The 19,645-nt window shown below is 42.0% G+C and carries 17 protein-coding genes; 2 read left to right on the top strand and 15 right to left on the bottom strand.

Going from position 1 to position 19,645, the window contains the following annotated elements; all coding sequences use genetic code 11:
- Nucleotides 1–107: 107 nt before the first annotated feature.
- On the bottom strand, nucleotides 108–1,463 hold the full coding sequence (locus tag MKY19_RS06060) for a glucose-6-phosphate isomerase (RefSeq protein ID WP_076298278.1): 1,356 nt from the start codon (nucleotides 1,461–1,463) through the stop codon (nucleotides 108–110).
- A gap of 234 nt (nucleotides 1,464–1,697) precedes the next feature.
- On the opposite strand from MKY19_RS06060, the gene MKY19_RS06055 reads away from it, so the two are divergent.
- The gene (locus MKY19_RS06055; protein WP_339801228.1) at nucleotides 1,698–2,597 is read left to right on the top strand and encodes an NAD(P)-dependent oxidoreductase; all 900 of its coding nucleotides are present in this window, start codon (nucleotides 1,698–1,700) and stop codon (nucleotides 2,595–2,597) included.
- 179 nt (nucleotides 2,598–2,776) lie between these two features.
- Here the strand turns inward: MKY19_RS06055 and MKY19_RS06050 are convergent, their stop codons facing one another.
- Both MKY19_RS06050 and tkt read right to left on the bottom strand, forming a co-directional pair.
- Complete coding sequence (locus MKY19_RS06050; RefSeq protein WP_042185578.1) at nucleotides 2,777–3,094, bottom strand: pyrimidine/purine nucleoside phosphorylase; 318 nt, start codon at nucleotides 3,092–3,094, stop codon at nucleotides 2,777–2,779.
- 33 nt (nucleotides 3,095–3,127) lie between these two features.
- Entirely contained in the window at nucleotides 3,128–5,170 is a 2,043-nt protein-coding gene (gene tkt, locus MKY19_RS06045) for a transketolase (protein WP_042185576.1), read from the bottom strand.
- Between the two features lie 302 nt (nucleotides 5,171–5,472).
- Here tkt and MKY19_RS06040 point away from each other — a divergent pair, with 302 nt between their 5' ends.
- The gene (locus tag MKY19_RS06040; RefSeq protein ID WP_042124922.1) at nucleotides 5,473–6,105 is read left to right on the top strand and encodes a hypothetical protein; all 633 of its coding nucleotides are present in this window, start codon (nucleotides 5,473–5,475) and stop codon (nucleotides 6,103–6,105) included.
- 66 nt (nucleotides 6,106–6,171) lie between these two features.
- On the opposite strand, the gene MKY19_RS06035 is transcribed toward MKY19_RS06040, so the two are convergent.
- From MKY19_RS06035 to MKY19_RS05980, 12 genes are all read right to left on the bottom strand, one after another.
- Nucleotides 6,172–6,951: a GNAT family N-acetyltransferase gene (locus MKY19_RS06035; RefSeq protein WP_339801224.1), complete on the bottom strand. Its 780-nt coding sequence runs from the start codon at nucleotides 6,949–6,951 to the stop codon at nucleotides 6,172–6,174.
- A 95-nt stretch (nucleotides 6,952–7,046) separates the two neighbouring features.
- Nucleotides 7,047–10,877, bottom strand: a complete 3,831-nt coding sequence (locus MKY19_RS06030) for a hypothetical protein (protein ID WP_339801221.1) — start codon at nucleotides 10,875–10,877, stop codon at nucleotides 7,047–7,049.
- Between the two features lie 13 nt (nucleotides 10,878–10,890).
- Nucleotides 10,891–13,155, bottom strand: a complete 2,265-nt coding sequence (locus MKY19_RS06025; protein WP_339801218.1) for a PKD domain-containing protein — start codon at nucleotides 13,153–13,155, stop codon at nucleotides 10,891–10,893.
- A gap of 5 nt (nucleotides 13,156–13,160) precedes the next feature.
- Complete coding sequence (locus tag MKY19_RS06020) at nucleotides 13,161–13,823, bottom strand: hypothetical protein (RefSeq protein ID WP_339801215.1); 663 nt, start codon at nucleotides 13,821–13,823, stop codon at nucleotides 13,161–13,163.
- A gap of 35 nt (nucleotides 13,824–13,858) precedes the next feature.
- Nucleotides 13,859–14,356: a hypothetical protein gene (locus MKY19_RS06015; protein ID WP_339801212.1), complete on the bottom strand. Its 498-nt coding sequence runs from the start codon at nucleotides 14,354–14,356 to the stop codon at nucleotides 13,859–13,861.
- Nucleotides 14,357–14,376: 20 nt separating this feature from the next.
- Complete coding sequence (locus MKY19_RS06010) at nucleotides 14,377–14,757, bottom strand: hypothetical protein (RefSeq protein ID WP_060624923.1); 381 nt, start codon at nucleotides 14,755–14,757, stop codon at nucleotides 14,377–14,379.
- 15 nt (nucleotides 14,758–14,772) lie between these two features.
- A complete protein-coding gene (locus MKY19_RS06005) occupies nucleotides 14,773–14,916 on the bottom strand; it encodes a hypothetical protein (RefSeq protein WP_156113062.1) in 144 nt (47 codons plus the stop codon).
- A gap of 7 nt (nucleotides 14,917–14,923) precedes the next feature.
- The gene (locus MKY19_RS06000; protein ID WP_042185565.1) at nucleotides 14,924–15,133 is read right to left on the bottom strand and encodes a hypothetical protein; all 210 of its coding nucleotides are present in this window, start codon (nucleotides 15,131–15,133) and stop codon (nucleotides 14,924–14,926) included.
- A 56-nt stretch (nucleotides 15,134–15,189) separates the two neighbouring features.
- A complete protein-coding gene (locus tag MKY19_RS05995) occupies nucleotides 15,190–16,059 on the bottom strand; it encodes a hypothetical protein (protein ID WP_149645179.1) in 870 nt (289 codons plus the stop codon).
- 11 nt (nucleotides 16,060–16,070) lie between these two features.
- A complete protein-coding gene (locus tag MKY19_RS05990) occupies nucleotides 16,071–17,120 on the bottom strand; it encodes a hypothetical protein (protein WP_339801204.1) in 1,050 nt (349 codons plus the stop codon).
- 12 nt (nucleotides 17,121–17,132) lie between these two features.
- On the bottom strand, nucleotides 17,133–18,578 hold the full coding sequence (locus MKY19_RS05985; RefSeq protein ID WP_339801202.1) for an ATPase, T2SS/T4P/T4SS family: 1,446 nt from the start codon (nucleotides 18,576–18,578) through the stop codon (nucleotides 17,133–17,135).
- Nucleotides 18,575–19,639: a hypothetical protein gene (locus tag MKY19_RS05980; protein ID WP_339801199.1), complete on the bottom strand. Its 1,065-nt coding sequence runs from the start codon at nucleotides 19,637–19,639 to the stop codon at nucleotides 18,575–18,577. The genes MKY19_RS05985 and MKY19_RS05980 overlap by 4 nt, the downstream gene beginning before the upstream one ends.
- Nucleotides 19,640–19,645: the final 6 nt, after the last annotated feature.

The following is a 19,645-nucleotide window of genomic DNA, read 5'->3' as shown; positions in this document are numbered from 1 at the left end:
ATGATGTCTTCATATAATGTCAGGAGCAGCCCCGGTATTGGATTACCTATGGACTGCTCCTGGTGACTTACACTAGTATGAATGGTCTCTAAAATACTGCTGCAATACTATTCTGTAAGTCTTGCTTCCAGCTCTGCTTTTTCTTTTTCGTAACCCGGTTTGCCAAGCAGCGCAAACATATTCTTCTTGTATGCTTCAACGCCTGGTTGGTCGAATGGGTTAACACCGAGCAGGTAACCGCTGATACCGCAAGCTTTTTCAAAGAAGTAAACCAAATAACCAAATGTGTATGGTGTTTGATCAGGAATAGTAACGATAAGGTTAGGTACTTGACCATCTGTATGCGCAAGCATTGTACCTTGGAAAGCCTTCTTATTTACGAAATCCATAGTCTTTCCTGTTAAGAAGTTCAAGCCATCCAGATCATCAGGATCGTTCTCAATGGTCACATGATGAGCCACTTGTTCTACTTGGATTACCGTTTCAAAGATATTACGGTTACCTTCTTGGATAAATTGACCCATGGAGTGTAGATCCGTAGAGAAATCAACGGAAGAAGGATAAATTCCTTTGAAATCCTTACCTTCGCTCTCGCCAAACAATTGTTTCCACCATTCCGATACAAAGTGTAAGGAAGGCTCATAGTTAACGAGGATTTCAGTTGTCTTACCTTTGCGATACAGAGCATTACGAACTGCAGCATATTGATAAGCTTGATTAGTAGCTACATCTGGATTATTGAACTCATCCGCAGCGGCAGCAGCACCTTGCATCATCTCTTCAATGTTAATACCTGCTACAGCGATTGGAAGCAAGCCTACAGGTGTCAATACGGAGTAACGTCCGCCTACATCGTCTGGAATGATGAAGGATTCATAACCTTCTTCAGTAGCCAATTTCTTAAGGGCACCTTTTTCCTTGTCTGTAGTAGCGTAAATACGTTTGCGAGCTTCTTCTTTACCATATTTCTTCTCCAGCGCTGCGCGGAAAATACGGAAAGCAATGGCTGGCTCAGTCGTAGTTCCTGATTTGGAGATTACGTTCACGGAGAAGTCTTTGCCTTCTACTAAATCAAGCAAATGCGTGATGTATGTAGAACTGATGTTATTACCAGCGAAATAAACTTCTGGAGTTTTGCGCTTATCTTTAGAAAGGTTATTGTAAAAAGAATGCGAGAGCGCTTCAATCGCTGCGCGTGCTCCCAGATAAGAACCACCAATACCAATTACAATCAGTACTTCGGAATCGCTCTGGATCTTCTTTGCGGCTTGCTGAATGCGTGCGAATTCTTCCTTATCATAAGCTGATGGAAGATCAATCCATCCAAGATAGTCGGAACCTACACCAGTCTTATTATGCAACTGTTCGTGCGCTAACTTAACTGGAGCGGCAAGGTTGTCAATTTCTTGTTGGTTGAAGAAAGTAAGGGCTTTGGTGTAGTCAAAATTAATCTTCTTAGACATCGGTAATGGAAACCTCCTGTTTATCTCTTTAAATTTGAAACCGCTTGTTACAACTTTATAATTAGGATACTTTAATTTGCCTTGACTGGCAAGGTCTTAGGGCACATCCCGGGCTTTAGAACCAAGTTTTCGAAAGTTTCATGGAAGCGTTTCCCGCATCATTAGGCATGGCTGAGCTGTGGTGCTAGCCTAAGTGCCGTGATAGAATGAAGAAAACGGAAGGTGGCTAAACAAATGAAACAAATCGGTTTTATCGGACTTGGAACAATGGGCGCGCCAATGGCTTCCAACTTGCTTCGTGGCGGCTTTCAGGTGACGGTGTACAACCGTACAGCAGCTAAATGTAAACCTCTTGAAGCAGAAGGTGCCCTGACTGCCCTTACGCCACGTGCCGCCGCTGAAGGTAAGGATGTTATTATTACCATGATCAGTAATGATGATTCGGTTCGTGAAGTGTTTTATGGTCAGGATGGTATTCTTGATGCACTTAAGCCAGGCGGCTTAATTATTGATTCCAGCACAATTTCTCCAGGACTAGTTCACGAAATTGCCACTGCTGTAGAAGCTCGAGGTGGACATTTCCTTGACGCGCCAGTGACCGGAAGCAAGCCGGCAGCTATTGAAGGAACCTTGGTGTTCATGGTTGGCGGCAGTGCTGAAGTTATAGAACAGCATCGCGATATATTCGATACTTTGGGCAAAAAGCTGATACATATGGGTGAGAACGGCAGTGGTGCTGTAGCCAAGCTGGCTCATAATGCTATGGTCGGCATTCACAACGTTGCCCTGGCTGAAGGATTCGCTATCGCTGTAAAATCAGGTGTTCCAGCTGACAAGTTCCTTGAACTAGTGCAGCTTGGTTCTGCGGGTAGCAAACAAGCAGAGCTTAAAGGCCGTAAAATCATAGAAAATGATTTCAGCAATCAGTTCTCCCTTGCATTAATGTTAAAGGATTTGAAGTTAGCCTCCGCCCACAGCGATTTCACAGGCGTCCCTTCTCCAATGCTGGGACTAGCTAAAAGCATGTTCCAAGCTGGGTTTACCCAAGGCTATGGCGACGAAGACCTCTCCGCTGTAGTGAAATGCTATGAAGAGTGGATCGGACAAAAAATGGGTTCTACTGTATCCGAATAACATTTCACTTACTCATGACCGTTTCCACATGATTTCCAATGTGAGAGGCGGTCTTTTTTAACGAATTTCCAATCTAAAAATACGAACGTTTGTTTGCAATAATAATACTAAATTATTCTTTGTAGTGCAAGAAAAAAAGGAAGCCCTGCTTTTCAGCAGAGCTTCCTTTAGTTATGTCTTTATAGAACCGGGTAAGAACAGCAATAATCAGTTACTTCAAATACTTCCAACGCAAATTTTGAGTTGCCAGGGACATTGAACGTTGCCGCTCCCTTAATCTCCTGCCATACCTCAGTGCCGGGAAGCAGCACTTTAAGATCGCCGGACAGAATCTCCATAATTTCAGGACCATCCGTACCAAATTCATATACACCAGGCAACATGATACCAAGGGTGACCTTAGTTCCATCCTGCAAAATTACCGTACGGCTTGTTACTTGTCCGCCATAATATACATTGGCTGCTTTTTCAATCGTTGCGTTGTTAAACTGACTCATTACTTGTTCTCCCCCTAATGATTATTCAGTTAATTACAGAAGTGCTTTCACACGGCTAACTACATTCTCAACAGTAAAGCCGTATTCTTTCATTACTCTGTCTCCAGGTGCGGAAGCTCCAAAAGTAGTGATGCCGAGGATATCGCCTTGGTCACCAGTGTAACGTTCCCAGCCAAAGGTTTGTGCCATTTCGATTGCAAGACGAGCCTTAACTCCTGGAAGAATTACGGAATCACGGTATTCTTTATCTTGTTTTTCGAACAGATCCCAGCTTGGCAAGCTGATTACACGAACATCGATACCTTCTTCAGCCAAAGCAGCTTGTGCTTTAACAGCCAATTGTACCTCAGAACCAGTAGCGATCAGTTGTGCTTGTGGAGTGCCATTCTTGGAATCAGAAACAACATAACCACCACGTTTGATGTTTTCACGAACGCCATCAACTGTTCCAGCAAGAATTGGCAAGTTTTGACGAGTCAGAACCAAAGCAACTGGATTCTCTTTGTTTTCCATAGCATAAGCCCATGCTGCAGAAGTTTCGTTAGCATCAGCCGGACGAATAACAGTCAGACCTGGGATGATACGCAGGGAAGCCAATTGTTCGATTGGTTCATGCGTAGGACCATCTTCACCAACTGCAATACTGTCATGTGTCAGTACATAGGTTACTGGCAATTTCATGATCGAAGCCAAACGGATGGCTGGACGCAGGTAGTCTGTGAACACGAAGAATGTTCCTCCGAATACTTTAAGACCCGTGTGCAGTGCAATACCGTTCATTGCAGCAGCCATACCAAACTCACGTACGCCGAAGTAGATGTTGCGGCCATCATAAGATTCTGGTGTAAACGATGTCAAACCATTCAAATGTGTCATAGTGGAGCTTTCCAAGTCAGCAGAACCACCCACAAGCTGAGGAACGCCAGCAGTCAGACCGTTAAGCGCACTACCGGAAGCTACACGAGTCGATACTGCCTTATCTTCAGTAGTGTAAGTTGGGAGGTTAGCATCCCAGCCTTCTGGAAGATCGCCGTTGATTACTGTTTCGAACTGTGCAGCAAGCTCTGGATATGCTTTTTTGTAAGCTGCGAATTTGTCATCCCAAGCTTTGTTAGCTGCGATTCCGTTTTTCTTCACTTCTGCAAAATGAGCACGCACTTCGTCAGGTACATAGAAATCTTCTTCGTATACCCATTTGTAGAAATCTTTGGTAAGCTTAGCTTCTTCTGCTCCAAGTGGGGAACCGTGAGTACCGCCATGGCCGCCTTTACCTTGTTTGTTAGGGCTACCATAACCAATTACAGTTTTCACTTCGATCAAAGTCGGTTTGCTAGTCTCAGCTTGAGCTTCAGCAATCGCTTTGGCAATAGCCGGAAGATCATTTCCGTCTTCAACGCGAAGTACTTGCCAACCATAAGCATCAAAACGTTGAGCCACGTTCTCGGAGAAGGAAAGGTTCAATTTACCATCAAGGGAAATATCATTTGAATCATACAATACAACCAATTTACCTAGTTTCAAATGACCAGCGAGTGAAGCGGACTCGGAAGAGATCCCTTCCATCAGGTCACCATCACCACAAATAGCGTAAGTATAGTGGTCAACCACTTTATGTTCATCTTTGTTGTAGGTAGCTCCCAATTGAGCTTCAGCCATAGCCATACCAACAGCCATACCAATACCTTGTCCAAGTGGACCTGTTGTTGCATCGACACCAGCGGTGTGACCTACTTCTGGGTGACCCGGAGTCAAGCTGCCCCATTGACGGAAATTTTTCAATTCTTCCATAGGAAGATCATAACCACTAAGGTGCAACAAGCTGTACAGAAGCATAGAACCATGTCCTGCGGACAATACAAAACGGTCACGGTTTACCCATGTTGGATGATCAGGGTTGTGTTTCATTGTTTTTGCAAACAATTGGTAGCCCATTGGTGCAGAACCCATTGGCATACCTGGGTGGCCGGAGTTTGCTTTTTCAATGGCGTCAATCGCCAAAGTACGAATCGTTGTAATGGACAGGTTATCTACAGTTGAGTTTTCTTCCTTTTGAATCGCTTGTTCTTGTTCACTCATTTAATAGTTCCTCCTCTGAAATCTCAAGAATGTCATTTTGACTCTTATTGTATCATTAGTGTGGAAGCAATTCCAATTGTTTTTAAAAACTCTTTATTTGAACAGCTTATCTTTTGCAATATCGACGTATTTATATACACACAAGAACTATGAGACAAGCCAGAATTGCACTAGTCTATGGTCTAGTTTTTAATTGCGACTAAAGATTGTTTTACAATGCTCAAATATACAGTAAGATGGAGTTAGTTAAGCATAATTTTCATTCATTACCCAACATTTCCTAGTGGAAAGGAACTTTGAACATGAGTTCGAATAAGGACATCTTTATTGTGCTTACCGGTACAGGTACGGCCTTTAGTGGTTTTATTAAGTGGTTTACAAAAGCCGATCTGAATCATGCTTCGATCGCCTTTGACTGTGAACTGCGGGAGGTATACAGCTTCGGAAGAAAAAAAATGCACAATCCATTTGTGGCAGGACTAATCCAGGAGAACTTTATCGACCCTTTTTATAGCAGTGCTAATTGTTCCATCTATCAGTTGCGTGTTAGCGCTGAGGAATACGATACGATGTACAATCACGTCCAAGGGATGATGCAAAATCAGGAGCGTTATAAATACCATCTTTTAGGACTAATCGGTGTGCTTCTGAATATTAAAATCGATAGAGAAAATGCTTATTTTTGTTCCCATTTCGTTGCCTCTTTATTTGAAGAAACTGCAGTTCAGCCTGTGAATAAGCCTTCCTGCTTCGTTACACCGGAAGATTTCGCGCTTTCACTCTGTGCACATAAGATTTTTACTGGCAAGCTATCCTATTATTTACGTAGAGCTCAGAGAGCCTCTGCGCGCCCATCCTCTTTACCATTACATACTACTTCGGTTGCCGCACGAATGATGCGAATGAATGAAGACCGGACTGAAGGGGTCGTATAAAAGGTTCTATGCTTGTGAAAAAGGACTAAGCGGATTTAAATCCGCTTAGTCCTTTTTCATTAACCATCAAATAACAAATTGGACCATGTACTGTTTGCACATAAGCTCAAAGCCGATGGATTGATATAGAGAAATTGCGCCTACATTTTCCTCAAGGACATTCAAATACACGTTAGAGGTAACCCTTCCCCCCGCTCGGGTAAGCTCGGCACAGATCTTTTTCCCGTAGCCTTGCCTTCTCCATCTTACATCCGTTCCGATGTTCCCCAATTCAACGTAATCTTCGCTATAGATATGGTATCCACCTACCGCAATCAGCTCATGTTGTTCCATCACACCATAGAACGGATACTGTAATTCTTCTTTTGAGAACGCCATTGTATCTAAATCGGCCATTTTCAACTCAATGAGTTCAAAATAAGGGGGACCCAATTGTAAAACGCTTGTATCCACCGGCGGTAACGCTTCTTGATGGATATGCTTCATTAGAAGCAATTTTTTGGGTGACTTAACAAGTTCAAGCTGTGAAGCGAGTACAGCCATAACTTCTTCATTCACGATTACATTACCGACAGCATTGTCAGGTAAACTCAATTGATCTTTCATAAATGCAAGCACGGACCGGAGACAGAATGACTTCTCCACAGGGAATACGGAAAACGCATAGAACGAAAGCCCTCTAAAAAAAGCCAATACGCCGAGCAGCTCCCCCTGCTCTGTAAACTGTCCATAGTGTACCGTATTATGCTTACGAGCTGTAAGGTATGAATAGTATAAAAAGTGCTGTTCCCTATTAATCGAACTCAAGATTGATTTCATTTCCGCTGGTGTTAACTCTCGAATCATGTCCCCTACCCCTATCAATGTTTGATACAATGCTTCAACATTAACATGATCCTGTGAAGTCACGCAAAAAAGATAGGGTGATATAGGCTCCTACTCTACTTAATTCGATGACTCTGGAAATACTCCGACCAATCCGATGATATAACAACGGTAACTGTATCCGTTTTGGTGTTATACGCATTCTGAGCCGTAAATGTAAAAGTAACAGGGCCATCTAGTAGCTTTTCAAAAGAGCTATCGTACATTTCACCTGTCCAGAAGGTTTTATCGTCGTTAGTTGGGCTGAGCTGCGTAGTGAACCCTCCGTTCATGGTTACTTGGACAGTATCCGGGAGACCTGTTGCTGTACCTTGCAGAACAAAACGTTCTCCTGCCCAAAATACGTTGTATCCTCTTGGACTCTCCTCATTGCCGCTCTTTTTCAGATTGTAGCCTTTACGATTGTTGTTCCACTCTTCGGTGTGCTTAACGCCACCTTTAATACTCAGTAGATTCACCATGAAGTATTTACGTGGAGAGATATTGCTCCAGTTGTAACCATCAAAGACTTCCACTTCAACGGCATATTTTTCATTCTCAATCAGTGAACCGACTGGAATCTGCCATTGCTTAGCGCTTGATACTTGTTCACCGGATTGGACCTTGATTGCACCAGTGGCCAAGTTAATAATTCGCACCTTATAACGTTGCTGCATATCTCCGTCCTCATCTTGATAATCCCATTTAATGATCGGTGTAAGTGTACTTGCGATCGTTGGTTTTGACGAGTCTGTACTGGTTGGATACGTAATATTAACTGTTGGAATTCTATTCACAACTGTTATACTATGGGATATTTCACGGTACAGCCCCAGAGAATCCGTTACAAGCTGTCTAAAGGTGAATACACCATTACTACTAAACTGCTTCGTAAAGTCCTTTTGAATGCTTGCTAGGGCTTCTGTTCCACTTGATGGTTTTAAGAAATACTTGTGGCTTATTGTATCTCCTTTTGGTTCGTCCGGATCAGAGGCGGTACTCTTAATGTTCAGAACGTCCGTCCGGTAGATCGGTACCTTAGTCGCATCTTTACCAGTATCTGTGATCATAGTGAATCCCGGATTAGGTGCGTTATCGATGATGAATGTTTTTTCATTTGATACATCTGACCATGAAAATTTGGAGTATGCCCGACCTTTCACTGTAAAGTATTCAAACCGTTCAAATGTATTATTTGAGATTTGATATTGTCTGAGTAGGCCAGTAGGATCTGGATTTTCTACAGTGGAAACTAATAGATCATCCTTCGTAAAAAACTCTAATCTATATTTCTCCTGTGGATCATTTTCTGGATCTGCGTATGTCCACTTAATTAATGGATCGCCTTGGTCTGAGTCAATCACAGATGGGTTCGAAGCTGTACCTGAAGGACTAGTTAAAGTCATAGAAGGTGCCAAATTCTCTTTCACTTGGACTTGCAATCCAGCGATATTCGACTTATCTCCTATTTGATCGATTGCCCAATGTTCTAACGTATATACCCCTGGATCTGTGAAAGTAAGCGTAATATCCCGAGTGAGATATGATTTCATTTCACCAGTACTGTTCGTTACTTTCCAGTAGTATTCTAACGAGCCTTGATCTGATGTATCCTCATCGATATCTCCTGATGTAAATTGTTTCGTATCATACTGATTTACGGATGAAGGTCCGTTAATCTTAGCGACAGGAACATGATTCTTAACCATAAATGTACGCGTCGCATAAGAGCTTAACCTTCCATCAGAGGCTGTGAGCTGCATTTCCCAACCATCAGAAATGGCCTTTTTATGTGAGATACCGTTACGATTTATAAGATCACGAATGGTCATTGATTGATAACGGTTGTTTCCTGCCCAGTAGTAAGGAGAATCATTAAATTTTGCATTCCAGGCATAAGATAAAACATCTCCATCTTCATCCGGATCTGGTGTTAAGTTATCCATTGTGATGATCGTGTCGCGGTATATTTCGTTAGGCATTGTAAATGCTGCAGCCGGTGGATGATTAACTACCTGTACATTTTGACTGTACCAATCCGACCACAATCCACGATTATCATGTACTTGTAGATTGAGTTGATAGTTCCCTTCACCGAATGATGCGATATTCGGCGGTGTTGTCGCTCCACCCCAATGTTCCCATACTTTATTCCATCCGTCTTTGATTACAGTCCAGTAATATACATCTAATGGATCATTATCTGGATCGAAAGATTTGTCTGTAATGGTCGTAGATTTACGATAGGAAACGATATTCGGATCAACGGTAAATAACGCAACGGGTGGTAGATTAACAGCAGCATTCCCCACAGTACGTTGACACCAATCGCTCCATACACCGACTCCATTATCTCCATCCACATCACGGACTCTTAAACGTATATCGTAACTGTCCTTTTCAAAAACTCCCCCAGGCGGCTGCCCGTCGATCCACATCTCATCTACACTCTTTTTATATTGCCATTGCCACTGCATAATCCCTTTATCAGAACTTGTAATATGATCTAAATCGTAGGACGTATCTGTTAATTGAACATTTCCGTTGATAAGCCTTGCTGAAAAAAGCGCTATTGGCTTGCGATGGACTTTAAAGCTCATCGTAGATGCGGCATCTTTACTCCACATCTGATATTCAGCAAAGCGAGCATCCTGTTTCGGTATATCCTTAGCTTGATAACTCACTACATATTGTCCGGTATACGGAAATGAAGTGTAAAGGCTCGTCCTCCATAGTCCCGAATCCCCTATAATCCCCATTGAGTTATCAAAGTAGTTCGGATCGTGATCATATCTCACTCGATCAGCGTACTTAGCATCCCACTCATAATCTTCGTAGGTGGTACCGCTATTCTCTATTGGACTATTAACGAGAACAAAAGCGTTTCGCTTCAGTCTGTTTGTAACTTTAAAGGTCATACTCGCGGATTCTGACATATTTGAAGGATCTGCTACTTTTACAGTCATCGTATAATCGCCCGGCGGGATCGAATCAGCCACAGCGTCTACAGGGATAGAGAAATACTGATACCCTTTCGTTTGAGATACTACCGTCTTCCTATAAAATATATTTGGTATCTCAGCGCTTACGATAAGATCATCATTATCTGGATCGTGAACATATCCCTCGATGTTAAGTATGTTTCTTCCAGGCTCGTTCTGCAGGACTTGATTATTAGGTGTATTTAACGAAATGGTAGGTGGACTATTAGGTATCAAAGGAAATACTCTTTGAAAACTCCAACCAATATACGGCCCTCCATATCCTTTATCTGGACTATATCCACCAAATGGGTCCTGTTGACCTGCACCAAAACTGTAATTAATAACTAATCCTTTTGGAAGTTCACCGTAACTTAAATTCCCTATATAGTTGTAGTAAGGAACATCAGTCACAAGATTAAATGTATGATCGAATGTATTCTCGTCAAACGGTCCATCAAAAAAGCTCCTATACAATGGGGTCCAATTGGTATTTGGATTTGACCAGTGGCTCGGACAATTATATTGGTAGACTGGTAAATCTAATGGTGCCCCCTCTGGTATTGCCGCCACACAGAGATCCGCTCGAACAACACGTCTATCTAGAGCACTGTTTGAACGATACAAGTTTACTCCTACAGTCAATGTTGCATCTGAACTAATATCAAATGTTAGTTGCTTAGTGGTACGATTATATTTAATATTCGTTAGCTTTTGGTTATTTATTGTCCCACGCATAGTACCATAGTTCCAACCAGCGTCATAAAAATCACCATCAGCAGGTATATTTATATCTTTATACGTGATGAAATTTGGATCACCCGTCGCAGCCTCTGCTGTCTGAAGATACACTCCCTGACTAGGGAAAACTCCGAATAGGATAGTGATTATAATTACTAGTGAAAGTATTTCTTTTGTCTTTTTCATTTAAGCACCTCTCCTACCAGGACCAATCAACTTCTGGCGCTCGATTTTTCACTTCTACAATCCGTGAGCTTAACTTTTGTCCATCTGAATTTGTAGATTTCCGATCAGCTTCTGTCACAAACTCATCAATGGTTGGTTGGCCAAACTCTTCAAACACAGTAAGTCGGACTTCATATTTCCCTACCTCGCTCAGCTCTAAATTTAAGCGATCTTTGTTCTCATTACTGAAGGTCACCCATGCTTCTCCGCTAAAACTCCCGTCATTATTAGAATCATAGCGATACTCCCAGAGTCTCCGACCCACTACATCTTTATCAGGTGAATAGGAGATATCATCCAATGAAACCACCGCTTTATTACCGTAATCAGGACTACGATATACCACTCCAGGCAGAGTAAAATAGTTGTACGGCGCTTCATCTGGCACAATATCAAAAGTAATCTCATCACTATCAGAATACCCAAGCGTATTTTCCACATAAATCGTAGCCTTATATTTTCCAGGTTTTTTAAATAAGATGTCTTTGCTTTCAAGTTCAGATAATGTACCACTATATTTAATATCTGCACTCGTACCGCCAGATACAGCAGTGATGGTAACTCGTGTTTTCGATGGTATTAACGGAAAGCGTGTTGGACTCTGGCTTCTATTGAACAATGTCGTTTTACGATTTTGTTTAAGTATTCCTTCTATATTTATAATTGCTGCTGGTTTCGGCTCAATGACGGTAACTTCTGTACTTGTACTTCCTATTTGTCCATCATTGTCAACGACTGTGAGAGCTATAGGAAATGTCTCTCCAACTTGCTCTATGGTATACCATACATACCCCCTTGGGACATTTCCGATTTCTCCCTGCGCTCCAGATGTGCTCCAAGCATAATCAGTGATATATCCATCCGGATCATAGGAAGCATTTCCACTAACGAGCATATCAGACCCTGCTTTTATGTATCTAGCTGTTGATATTCTTGCAATAGGTGGCTTTCCTTCAGGTTCTGTTGGAATAGTTGGATTTGGAGGAAAAGTAACTTGAGGATTGTTTTTATAAACACCTGCTGAAATCTGTAGAGGCTGTTCCAGAGAGGTAATGATTCCACTCTTTGTGACGATTGGCTTTTTAAAGCGGACGAGAACGGTTAAAGCATATTCCTGAGTAAAATGTTCGCCCGTTACACTCGACTTTTTGATCTCAAAGTCAAACAAAGTGCTTACATTAAATGTCTTTGCAGATTCCTTTTTCGTTTTGAGAGTATTGTTCCTGTCTTTCTCTTTAGCATAGAACACCCACTCATCAATATTTGAAGCATCATTGTATCCTTGCAGCTGCCCCATTAACAAAATTTGAACGGGTTCATCTTTATCTCCCAATTTCGTAGGATTTGGATTAGGTTTATTTAGAGTTACCGTACCGGTAAGTGTTGGTTCTGTAGGGAGGGTGTAGTCGAAGGAGACATTGCCGCTGTATTTGTAAGATGTTACATTAGCTGAACCTGTAAAGTAGTAGATTAAATTTGTTTTATAACGTCTACCTAGCGCATGACCACTTGGATCAAAATTTGAACTTAATTGTTCAGGACCATAATTTTGCTCAGCTGCGTTAGTTTTATAATAAATAATAAATTGATTCCCATTTACTACATTATGATTAACATATGTTGCTGGAAGCGTATCTGTAGGTACAACTAATTTGACGGTGGACTCTATGATCTGCGATGAATCAATTACCGAATACACGTTTTTGTCGTACCATTTAATTCCCGAACGTGATACTGCTGATTGAGTTACCACCGTCATATCAGGGGGATCATTTCTAGGTGTACCATTACCTTGTCCATTTTTATCGTAATGTTTTTGACCATTAATATATGGGTCCCATTCATTTATCTGCCATCTTACTCCGTCTGAATATCGCCAAATAGAATTACCAGGAGTTGTTAAAAAAGGTGTTTCAAACGAAGCATTATACCCGAGTACATTATCTATTCGTTGTTTTGCTTCAACGCCCTTTAAAGTAACCTTTATTTTCCCATTCTCTATTGCAAGAGCAACTTTTTGATTAGTGCCATTATATTTAAGAGAAGAGACATCAATTGCTGAACTGGCAACTCCACTTGGAAGATCTAAGTAATAAGATTTTTGAGCATTTGCAGACCCATTAAGAATCTCTGAAGGTATTGACACTGCTTTGCTTTGCGAATTAGCTGCCTTTATGTTCTGTGGGATATATACAAAAACTAGTATAACTGTAAGCAGAACAATCCAAATTTTCTTCATATAAATTACTCCCCTGGACGTTTAACAATGTATTTTTCTTCAAAATCGCCTCCAAGATTAACGTATATAGAAATAACTGAAGGGTCTTTAATGTACCCATACATCTGATAGCTAGATAGCTTTTGACCCGGTTTCAACACCCAATCCCACAATGCTTCCTTATTGTTCAACTCTAATATTTTAGTTCCAGGTGCAGGTCCAAGAAGAATATTACCATCCACTTTTATATTCCATTTTGGATTCAAATCTACAGAACTTACTTGAATCACTTTACTCCCCTTATTTTCAATGGTGAGTTTAGTCCATACCATATATTTAGTAGGTGTCTTATAAATTCGATCTGAATAACCATACATCTTCATTAGAGACTGTGCTTCTTTAGACTTTACATCGTAAAACATCAGCTTTTCTAACGTGTACGTTAATCCTCCAGCGCTGATCGTCACAGGCAGCTCCAAGTCTTTCTTCAATCCAAATTTACTCAGATTATCCCTCATGATAGGCACTGGCGTTGCTATAGGTTTCACGGTTGCTGTGGGTACCGCGGATGTGGTTGGCTTAGCCGTAACTACTGATGTAACCGTTTCCGCTTTTGCAACCACTCCCTGCCCCAAAACCACACTAAATAACATTGCCGCTACCAAAGTCGCCTTTACAACTCTCTTCATCACCAAATCTCTCCCTTGTCTCAATTGGATTTTTCCTACTTATTAAACTTATACTCCTGAACTGCTGGTACTCTGATTGGCTCTTGTGTTTTGGCTCTGGAGATCAGCAGCGGATGTTCCGTCTCAATGACGGCAATAACCGAGGGACCCTCTATGTATTTGGTAATGCCAAATTCACTATCCTCGTATAAAAGCGGAAAAGTTACTCCATCGGAATCATCAACAATATCAAACTTCACGATCTTTACTTGATTCTTAAAACGGCTGCCTACTTGGGGAGATAGGCCGTTATCAAGCCCAAGATTCGCCTGCAAGGCATGCTGAAAAGTATCGTAAGCAAGCGCGGGATCGATGATTAGACGACCTCGTGTGAGTTCAGTTTCATCTAATTCCTGCGCGGCATCATGAACAGCGATATTGTTTGCATCTTTTAGCATGCTGCGCAGCATGTCCCACTCCTGATTCTGGATCTGAAAGAACCAGGAGTAGATAAAGATCAGTAGGACAAATGCCAGCTTAATAATGTAATCCATAAATTAGGCTCATCCCTTAATCAATCGAGATATTCACTCATAATTGACCCATGTCCATAATACCGGGTCGGCTGCGAAACCGTGGAAAAGTTATACGGAAACAAATTTATCCGTGGTGCTGTTACATACACATCAATTCGTTGCTTGCGTTCTTGAACGGTATCTGTACTGCTCGTAATTTCTATAGAACCCTCTGAGAACCCAATCGCCTTCAGATTTGAAATCACTTCGTTCCGCATAGACGCTGTGACCATCCCCTCCGTTGCAGCTTTTTGTGTGATGTAGGACGTATTAGCTTTGACCTGTAAATCTAGCAGATAATCAATATAGGTGAATATGGGCTGCAGGATAATAAACAGGACAAGCCACATGAATAATGCCCGGAGGACGGTCTCCTTCAATAGAAACGCCTCCTTCTAATATTGCTCTACTTGCTTAGTATGTGTGATGATATCGTCTTGACTGCTGCCAATGATATGCGTAGCTACTGTGATAAACATCCCTGCGATCACAAAGCCAATAGCCAGAAACATTGCTATGGAGATAGAGTCTTTTTTCATAATCGAATTAAACCGAAGGTTGGGTTAAGACCCGAGCAGTTGCCGTTTGGCTGGAATCCAGCGGTTGAATAAATGTCACACCCGGAATCGTCGGTTTGTTATCATCCGTAGCATCAATTACATCTCGAACTACAGGAATCAAAACGGCAATTACGATGGCCACACATAAAAATCCGATAGCAATAAACAAACCTGTAGAAATAGCGTCCTTTTTCATTGTTAAAATCTCCCTTTTATTTTATATTTTTTAAATAATATTGAATATACAATTTTTCACTGGAACATGCCGACCCCATTAAAATTCCCTTTGATCAGTAAAATGTACTGCATCGCCATCGCGACGATCATCAAAAAAGTAGCAATCGATGGGATAACATTAATGATCGTGGATAGATCACCGATAAAAGACCACTTTTTCAAATACTGATCGCTGGAGATTTTGGAGATAATCTTACCTTGCTCACGCAAATAATTCGCCGCTTCTGTGTCGTCATCCATACCCTCAGTAGCCAGCAAAATGGACCGAATGTCATTAATAAAACTATGATTATCGGGAAACTTTGCACAAAACCATTCAATCGCCCCCTCCACACCCTCATCTACTGCTCGTTCTGACAACTCGTACAGATCCTGACGTATATATTGAAAATGTCCAGCCGTACTCCCGCAAAAAGTGCCAAATTGCGCATATCCGCGCTTGCGTAGCCGATTATTCTCATATAGACGGATGAAAGAGATCAGCTCACCGTCTTTTTTAATAACCGTTTTTTGATGAAGCCATGCAAGCACCCAGCCAAACGGAAGATAGCGCATCGGACTGCTGATTACGAGAATAAGTAGAGCAATTAGAGGGTCATAAATAGAAAAAGAATTAGAACGAATGAAATCACTGACGACTTGAGTTATTAAATAAATCAGCGCTGCAGAGTAACGGAAAAGCGTAATTTTACGGGCCGCAATCGATAAACCAGAATCATTTAATAATTGCTGAAGTCTATCCCCCTGCACTCGTTCCCCAAGCTCATTCCACCGTAGTCCTAATCGGACAAGATATCTTTCCTGTTTACTACTACTGCTTACAAAGACAAGTAATGCGACATAAACAATCCCGATTACAGTAACTAATAGTAACAATCTGTCCATAGCTCATCACCTTAGTGGTAGTCCAGTTTAGGTCTGGCGAGAATAGTGCTGATCACAAAAGAAATAAAAAGACCGGAGACGATCACCATCAAAAAAGAAAGTCCTACTGTAGTCTCAAACTGCAATTGGAAATAGATATCAGGCTTCAGCATGTACATAAAGGTTCCAACCGTTGATACCAGCACCAAAAGATTCCCGTATAAGCCAAGGCTGATCGCATCTCTACTTCCCGCTTTTACAGTCAAAATGGTTTCCCTCTGTTGCTCCATAGAACGATTTAACAGCATCAGTGAGCTTTTTAAATAACGGGTCCCTTCCTTCTCGGCATAGAGCAGATCCGATATAAATTCTAGGGCGAAAGTAGTGCCAATCGCATTGGAAAATCTCCCTGCTTCCTCAACAAGCTCCTTCTCATTACTGTAATTGGAAAATGCAGCCCCTAGCAGCTTCAAAGGACCCTTCAACACATTCTTATCCGTAAGAAAATCCGCTGTCCGATCGAGAACGGAATCTACCGACAAGTGAGTAAATTTGGTGGAGATTTTGACTACATCGAGTAAATCATAGCTTCCATGCACCTTCCTCTGCGCGTAGATGTATCTCATACGAAAATAAGGAATCGTCGCAGAAATCACAGCCATAAAAAGTGGAAATCTCCAAGCCCCCTGAATCGAACGCCCTTCGTTAAAAGTTATCCCCTCCAGAAAAGGATTGTTAAAACTCAATTGTCCAGGAAGCTCGCTTAGCGTCAGTAGTCCTGATAGAAAAACAGCGATAAATACTATTGCTGTACGCGTCATAAAACGCATAACGCTAATTCCCGGCTCATATTTTCGGTGTACGAAATATAAAAGATTATCTAGATGACGGTAGAGCCACAGCCTTTTTTTAACCGAGCTAACTCTTTTGCCAACAATACTCATTTTATGTTTAATACGAAAATCGACTTTCTGACCTACCTGTCGTAAATGCCGTTCAACTAGCGGTTTAATGAGCAGCCAAATTCCCCATACAATTAACAAATGAAGGACAAAACGAAGAATATACAATAATAAATCCACGGTTTCACCTCCTCACTCGTTAAGAATGATCTTAGATTTCAAGCTTTCCTTGATAGGCTGATCCATTGGTTTTACTGCTGCAAGCTGTCCCAGCTCTTTCTGGAGCAACTGTGTTGCCTGCTCATTTTTCCTAGTCATCTTCAGAATCAGGTTCTTTGTCAGCTTGTCATTATAGGACCAACACATCTTCTGGGGTTCCCAGCGCATCAGATCATTCGCAAATACAGAGTTCTTTTCCTCGTCATAAAAGACTTCCGATATTCGCGTTAACCGCTTCTTCCCTTTCGGAACACTTTCCAAAATAAAGACCAACTCGCATGATTTCAGTGCAGAGATCAAATGCCCCTTAAGGCTCCCGCCAATCCTTGTCGACACGGCAAAAGCGCCTTGATAAGGAATATCCTCCGAATCAACGGTGTGGAAGGTTCCGGTGATGCCGTCATACCCTTTTTCCCCACTCCACAGATAAAATTCCCATTCGTTATAACGCATTTCCGTCATATACAAAATGTTTGGGTCATGCCGCAGCGATTCTACCCCTACCTCCATCAATTCCTCGTTCGCAGCCTGGATTGGAATAATTCGGTGCCCTTTAATCTGGTAAGGTAAAATCGACTCCGGATGCTTTTCTATCATTACTACACCCATACAGGATGAAGATCCGAGCAGTTGCTCACCGACGATCGTATTTGCAAAGGTTGTTTTTCCCGAGCCTACAGCGCCCGCAATAATGGTATTGCGAAAGGTAGACGATAACGCCCGAATCATTTCAACCGCTTCCGCAGGAATACATTCTGTACCCGCCTGATCTTCTAGACTCAGAAACTCTACAACCTGCCGCCGTAACGATATTGTGGTGAAGCCATCCCATACTCTCGGGGATACCCAAATGGCAAGCCTAATAAATCGACCAGGCCAGAGCGGGTCATCCATTTTAAACTCCACTGAAGGGTTGTCCTTGTTCAGCTTTTTGTTGGGATCACTTTTTAATAAGGAGCGCTTTAACTGTTCAACCCGATCTAGTGAAGGCATCTCATATGGATAAGCTACAAACTCACCTTTCTGGTTATAAAAGATCTGCTTTCCGATCATCTGTAGCCCGGTTGATTCACTGTATGCACGATCAGTAAACCAACGATACGCCGGACCAAAACCCTTCCATTCATGATAGAGCGCTTCTGCAGCCGTTCTGTATGCTTCTGGAACCTTTCCCGTAAAGGGTGTCTTCCGCAAGTATTTCTCTATCTCATTCATAAAAAAGCTAACCGCCTGCGGATCGCCAATTAGCGCCTTCGCATTTAACTCGAAGTAAGCATCATCCTCACGTTCCAGCCCTTCGTTCATATCGTTTTTCATTTTTTGTAAAAATGCATAAAAGTCTTCCTTGCCCGGTTTGCTCATGCGTAGGATACTTTGTTTTAGAGAGAACAACGGACGGCTCGGTTGATTTCCATTCATAGGAATATACCTTTCTTTTTAGCTTCTGGCGCCAGGCTCATGGACACTAGCAAAGAATGTACCTTATCATCCACATGCTGCAGCTCTTTTTTGCCTAAAGGTAAGCTTTCCTGCAAGGGCTGGTAATACGGTAGCTCCAGCAAGATTTCAGTCCCAAAGCGAAGCGCTAGATTTTTAGGAGAAGATATTTCTTCCACATTACTGCGGTTAATAATCAGTTGAAAATCATGTGGACGTAGATCCATATGCCCAGCAAGCTCTAGAAGAGGTTCGAGTCTGTATTCATGCTTTGGATGAGTGACGATCATACGCAGTGCCGATTTGTGCATTCCGACATACCACGCTGCGCTTTCCGGAATAGAGCCAAAGTCAGCAATAACCACATCTGCATTCGCCCCAGCTCTAGCCAAAAAATATTCAATCTCATCCTCCTGATAATCTTGTGCACTCAAGTAATCGTAGTTGCCTGGGAGATACGAGTAACCGTCTTGCTTAATCAATTGCTCAAAATCCTCATCATAAATCATCTTCCCAGTAAGCCTTGATCGAAGCCTATCCAGACTAATGGTCGCTTTGCGGTCATATCCGGGATCATATAAATCAAGTCCAAGGACAATAACACGAAGGCCTGCCGCGGCAATTCGTCTTGCGAACAACTTGGCTACACTAGTGCAGCCGATCCCAGGACCAGATCCAAAAAAACCAACCAGATTACTTCGTTCCTCCCCGTCCTCGTCTAGAATAAAGCGAATCTTCTCTATCACCACTGACGAGGTAGAACGAGGAGGGATAAAATAGATTCCTAAGCTTTCACACAGCATATGTACAGCTTGGTAACCACTGATTCCCTTTTGCAAATATACATATAGGATCATTGAGCTCGGATAATTCCGGCGCAGTTCGCTAAGTGACTGAGCTTGAATCTGGTCACTGGTAACCATTAGCATATGGCTCTCTGCATGAGATGGATCAGGAAGTACGCTTTGTGTAATTACAATAAATCCTGCATTTTTGATATCATTAATGGTTAACTGATCTATGCCTAGACTAAATATTTTCAAGACTCT

It is taken from the genome of Paenibacillus sp. FSL R5-0744 (assembly GCF_037972555.1).
Classification (GTDB): Bacteria; Bacillota; Bacilli; order Paenibacillales; family Paenibacillaceae; genus Paenibacillus_AQ.
The sequence above is the reverse complement of the archived record's forward strand: the minus strand, read 5'-3'. Positions and strand labels throughout refer to the sequence as shown.

What these genes read in the sequence shown, in the direction of transcription:
- MKY19_RS06060 (WP_076298278.1), bottom strand. Translation starts at nt 1,463, where the DNA reads ATGTCTAAGAAGATTAATTTTGACTACACCAAAGCCCTTACTTTCTTC.
- MKY19_RS06055 (WP_339801228.1), top strand. Translation starts at nt 1,698, where the DNA reads ATGAAACAAATCGGTTTTATCGGACTTGGAACAATGGGCGCGCCAATG.
- MKY19_RS06050 (WP_042185578.1), bottom strand. Translation starts at nt 3,094, where the DNA reads ATGAGTCAGTTTAACAACGCAACGATTGAAAAAGCAGCCAATGTATAT.
- tkt (WP_042185576.1), bottom strand. Translation starts at nt 5,170, where the DNA reads ATGAGTGAACAAGAACAAGCGATTCAAAAGGAAGAAAACTCAACTGTA.
- MKY19_RS06040 (WP_042124922.1), top strand. Translation starts at nt 5,473, where the DNA reads ATGAGTTCGAATAAGGACATCTTTATTGTGCTTACCGGTACAGGTACG.
- MKY19_RS06035 (WP_339801224.1), bottom strand. Translation starts at nt 6,951, where the DNA reads ATGATTCGAGAGTTAACACCAGCGGAAATGAAATCAATCTTGAGTTCG.
- MKY19_RS06030 (WP_339801221.1), bottom strand. Translation starts at nt 10,877, where the DNA reads ATGAAAAAGACAAAAGAAATACTTTCACTAGTAATTATAATCACTATC.
- MKY19_RS06025 (WP_339801218.1), bottom strand. Translation starts at nt 13,155, where the DNA reads ATGAAGAAAATTTGGATTGTTCTGCTTACAGTTATACTAGTTTTTGTA.
- MKY19_RS06020 (WP_339801215.1), bottom strand. Translation starts at nt 13,823, where the DNA reads ATGAAGAGAGTTGTAAAGGCGACTTTGGTAGCGGCAATGTTATTTAGT.
- MKY19_RS06015 (WP_339801212.1), bottom strand. Translation starts at nt 14,356, where the DNA reads ATGGATTACATTATTAAGCTGGCATTTGTCCTACTGATCTTTATCTAC.
- MKY19_RS06005 (WP_156113062.1), bottom strand. Translation starts at nt 14,916, where the DNA reads ATGAAAAAAGACTCTATCTCCATAGCAATGTTTCTGGCTATTGGCTTT.
- MKY19_RS06000 (WP_042185565.1), bottom strand. Translation starts at nt 15,133, where the DNA reads ATGAAAAAGGACGCTATTTCTACAGGTTTGTTTATTGCTATCGGATTT.
- MKY19_RS05995 (WP_149645179.1), bottom strand. Translation starts at nt 16,059, where the DNA reads ATGGACAGATTGTTACTATTAGTTACTGTAATCGGGATTGTTTATGTC.
- MKY19_RS05985 (WP_339801202.1), bottom strand. Translation starts at nt 18,578, where the DNA reads ATGAATGGAAATCAACCGAGCCGTCCGTTGTTCTCTCTAAAACAAAGT.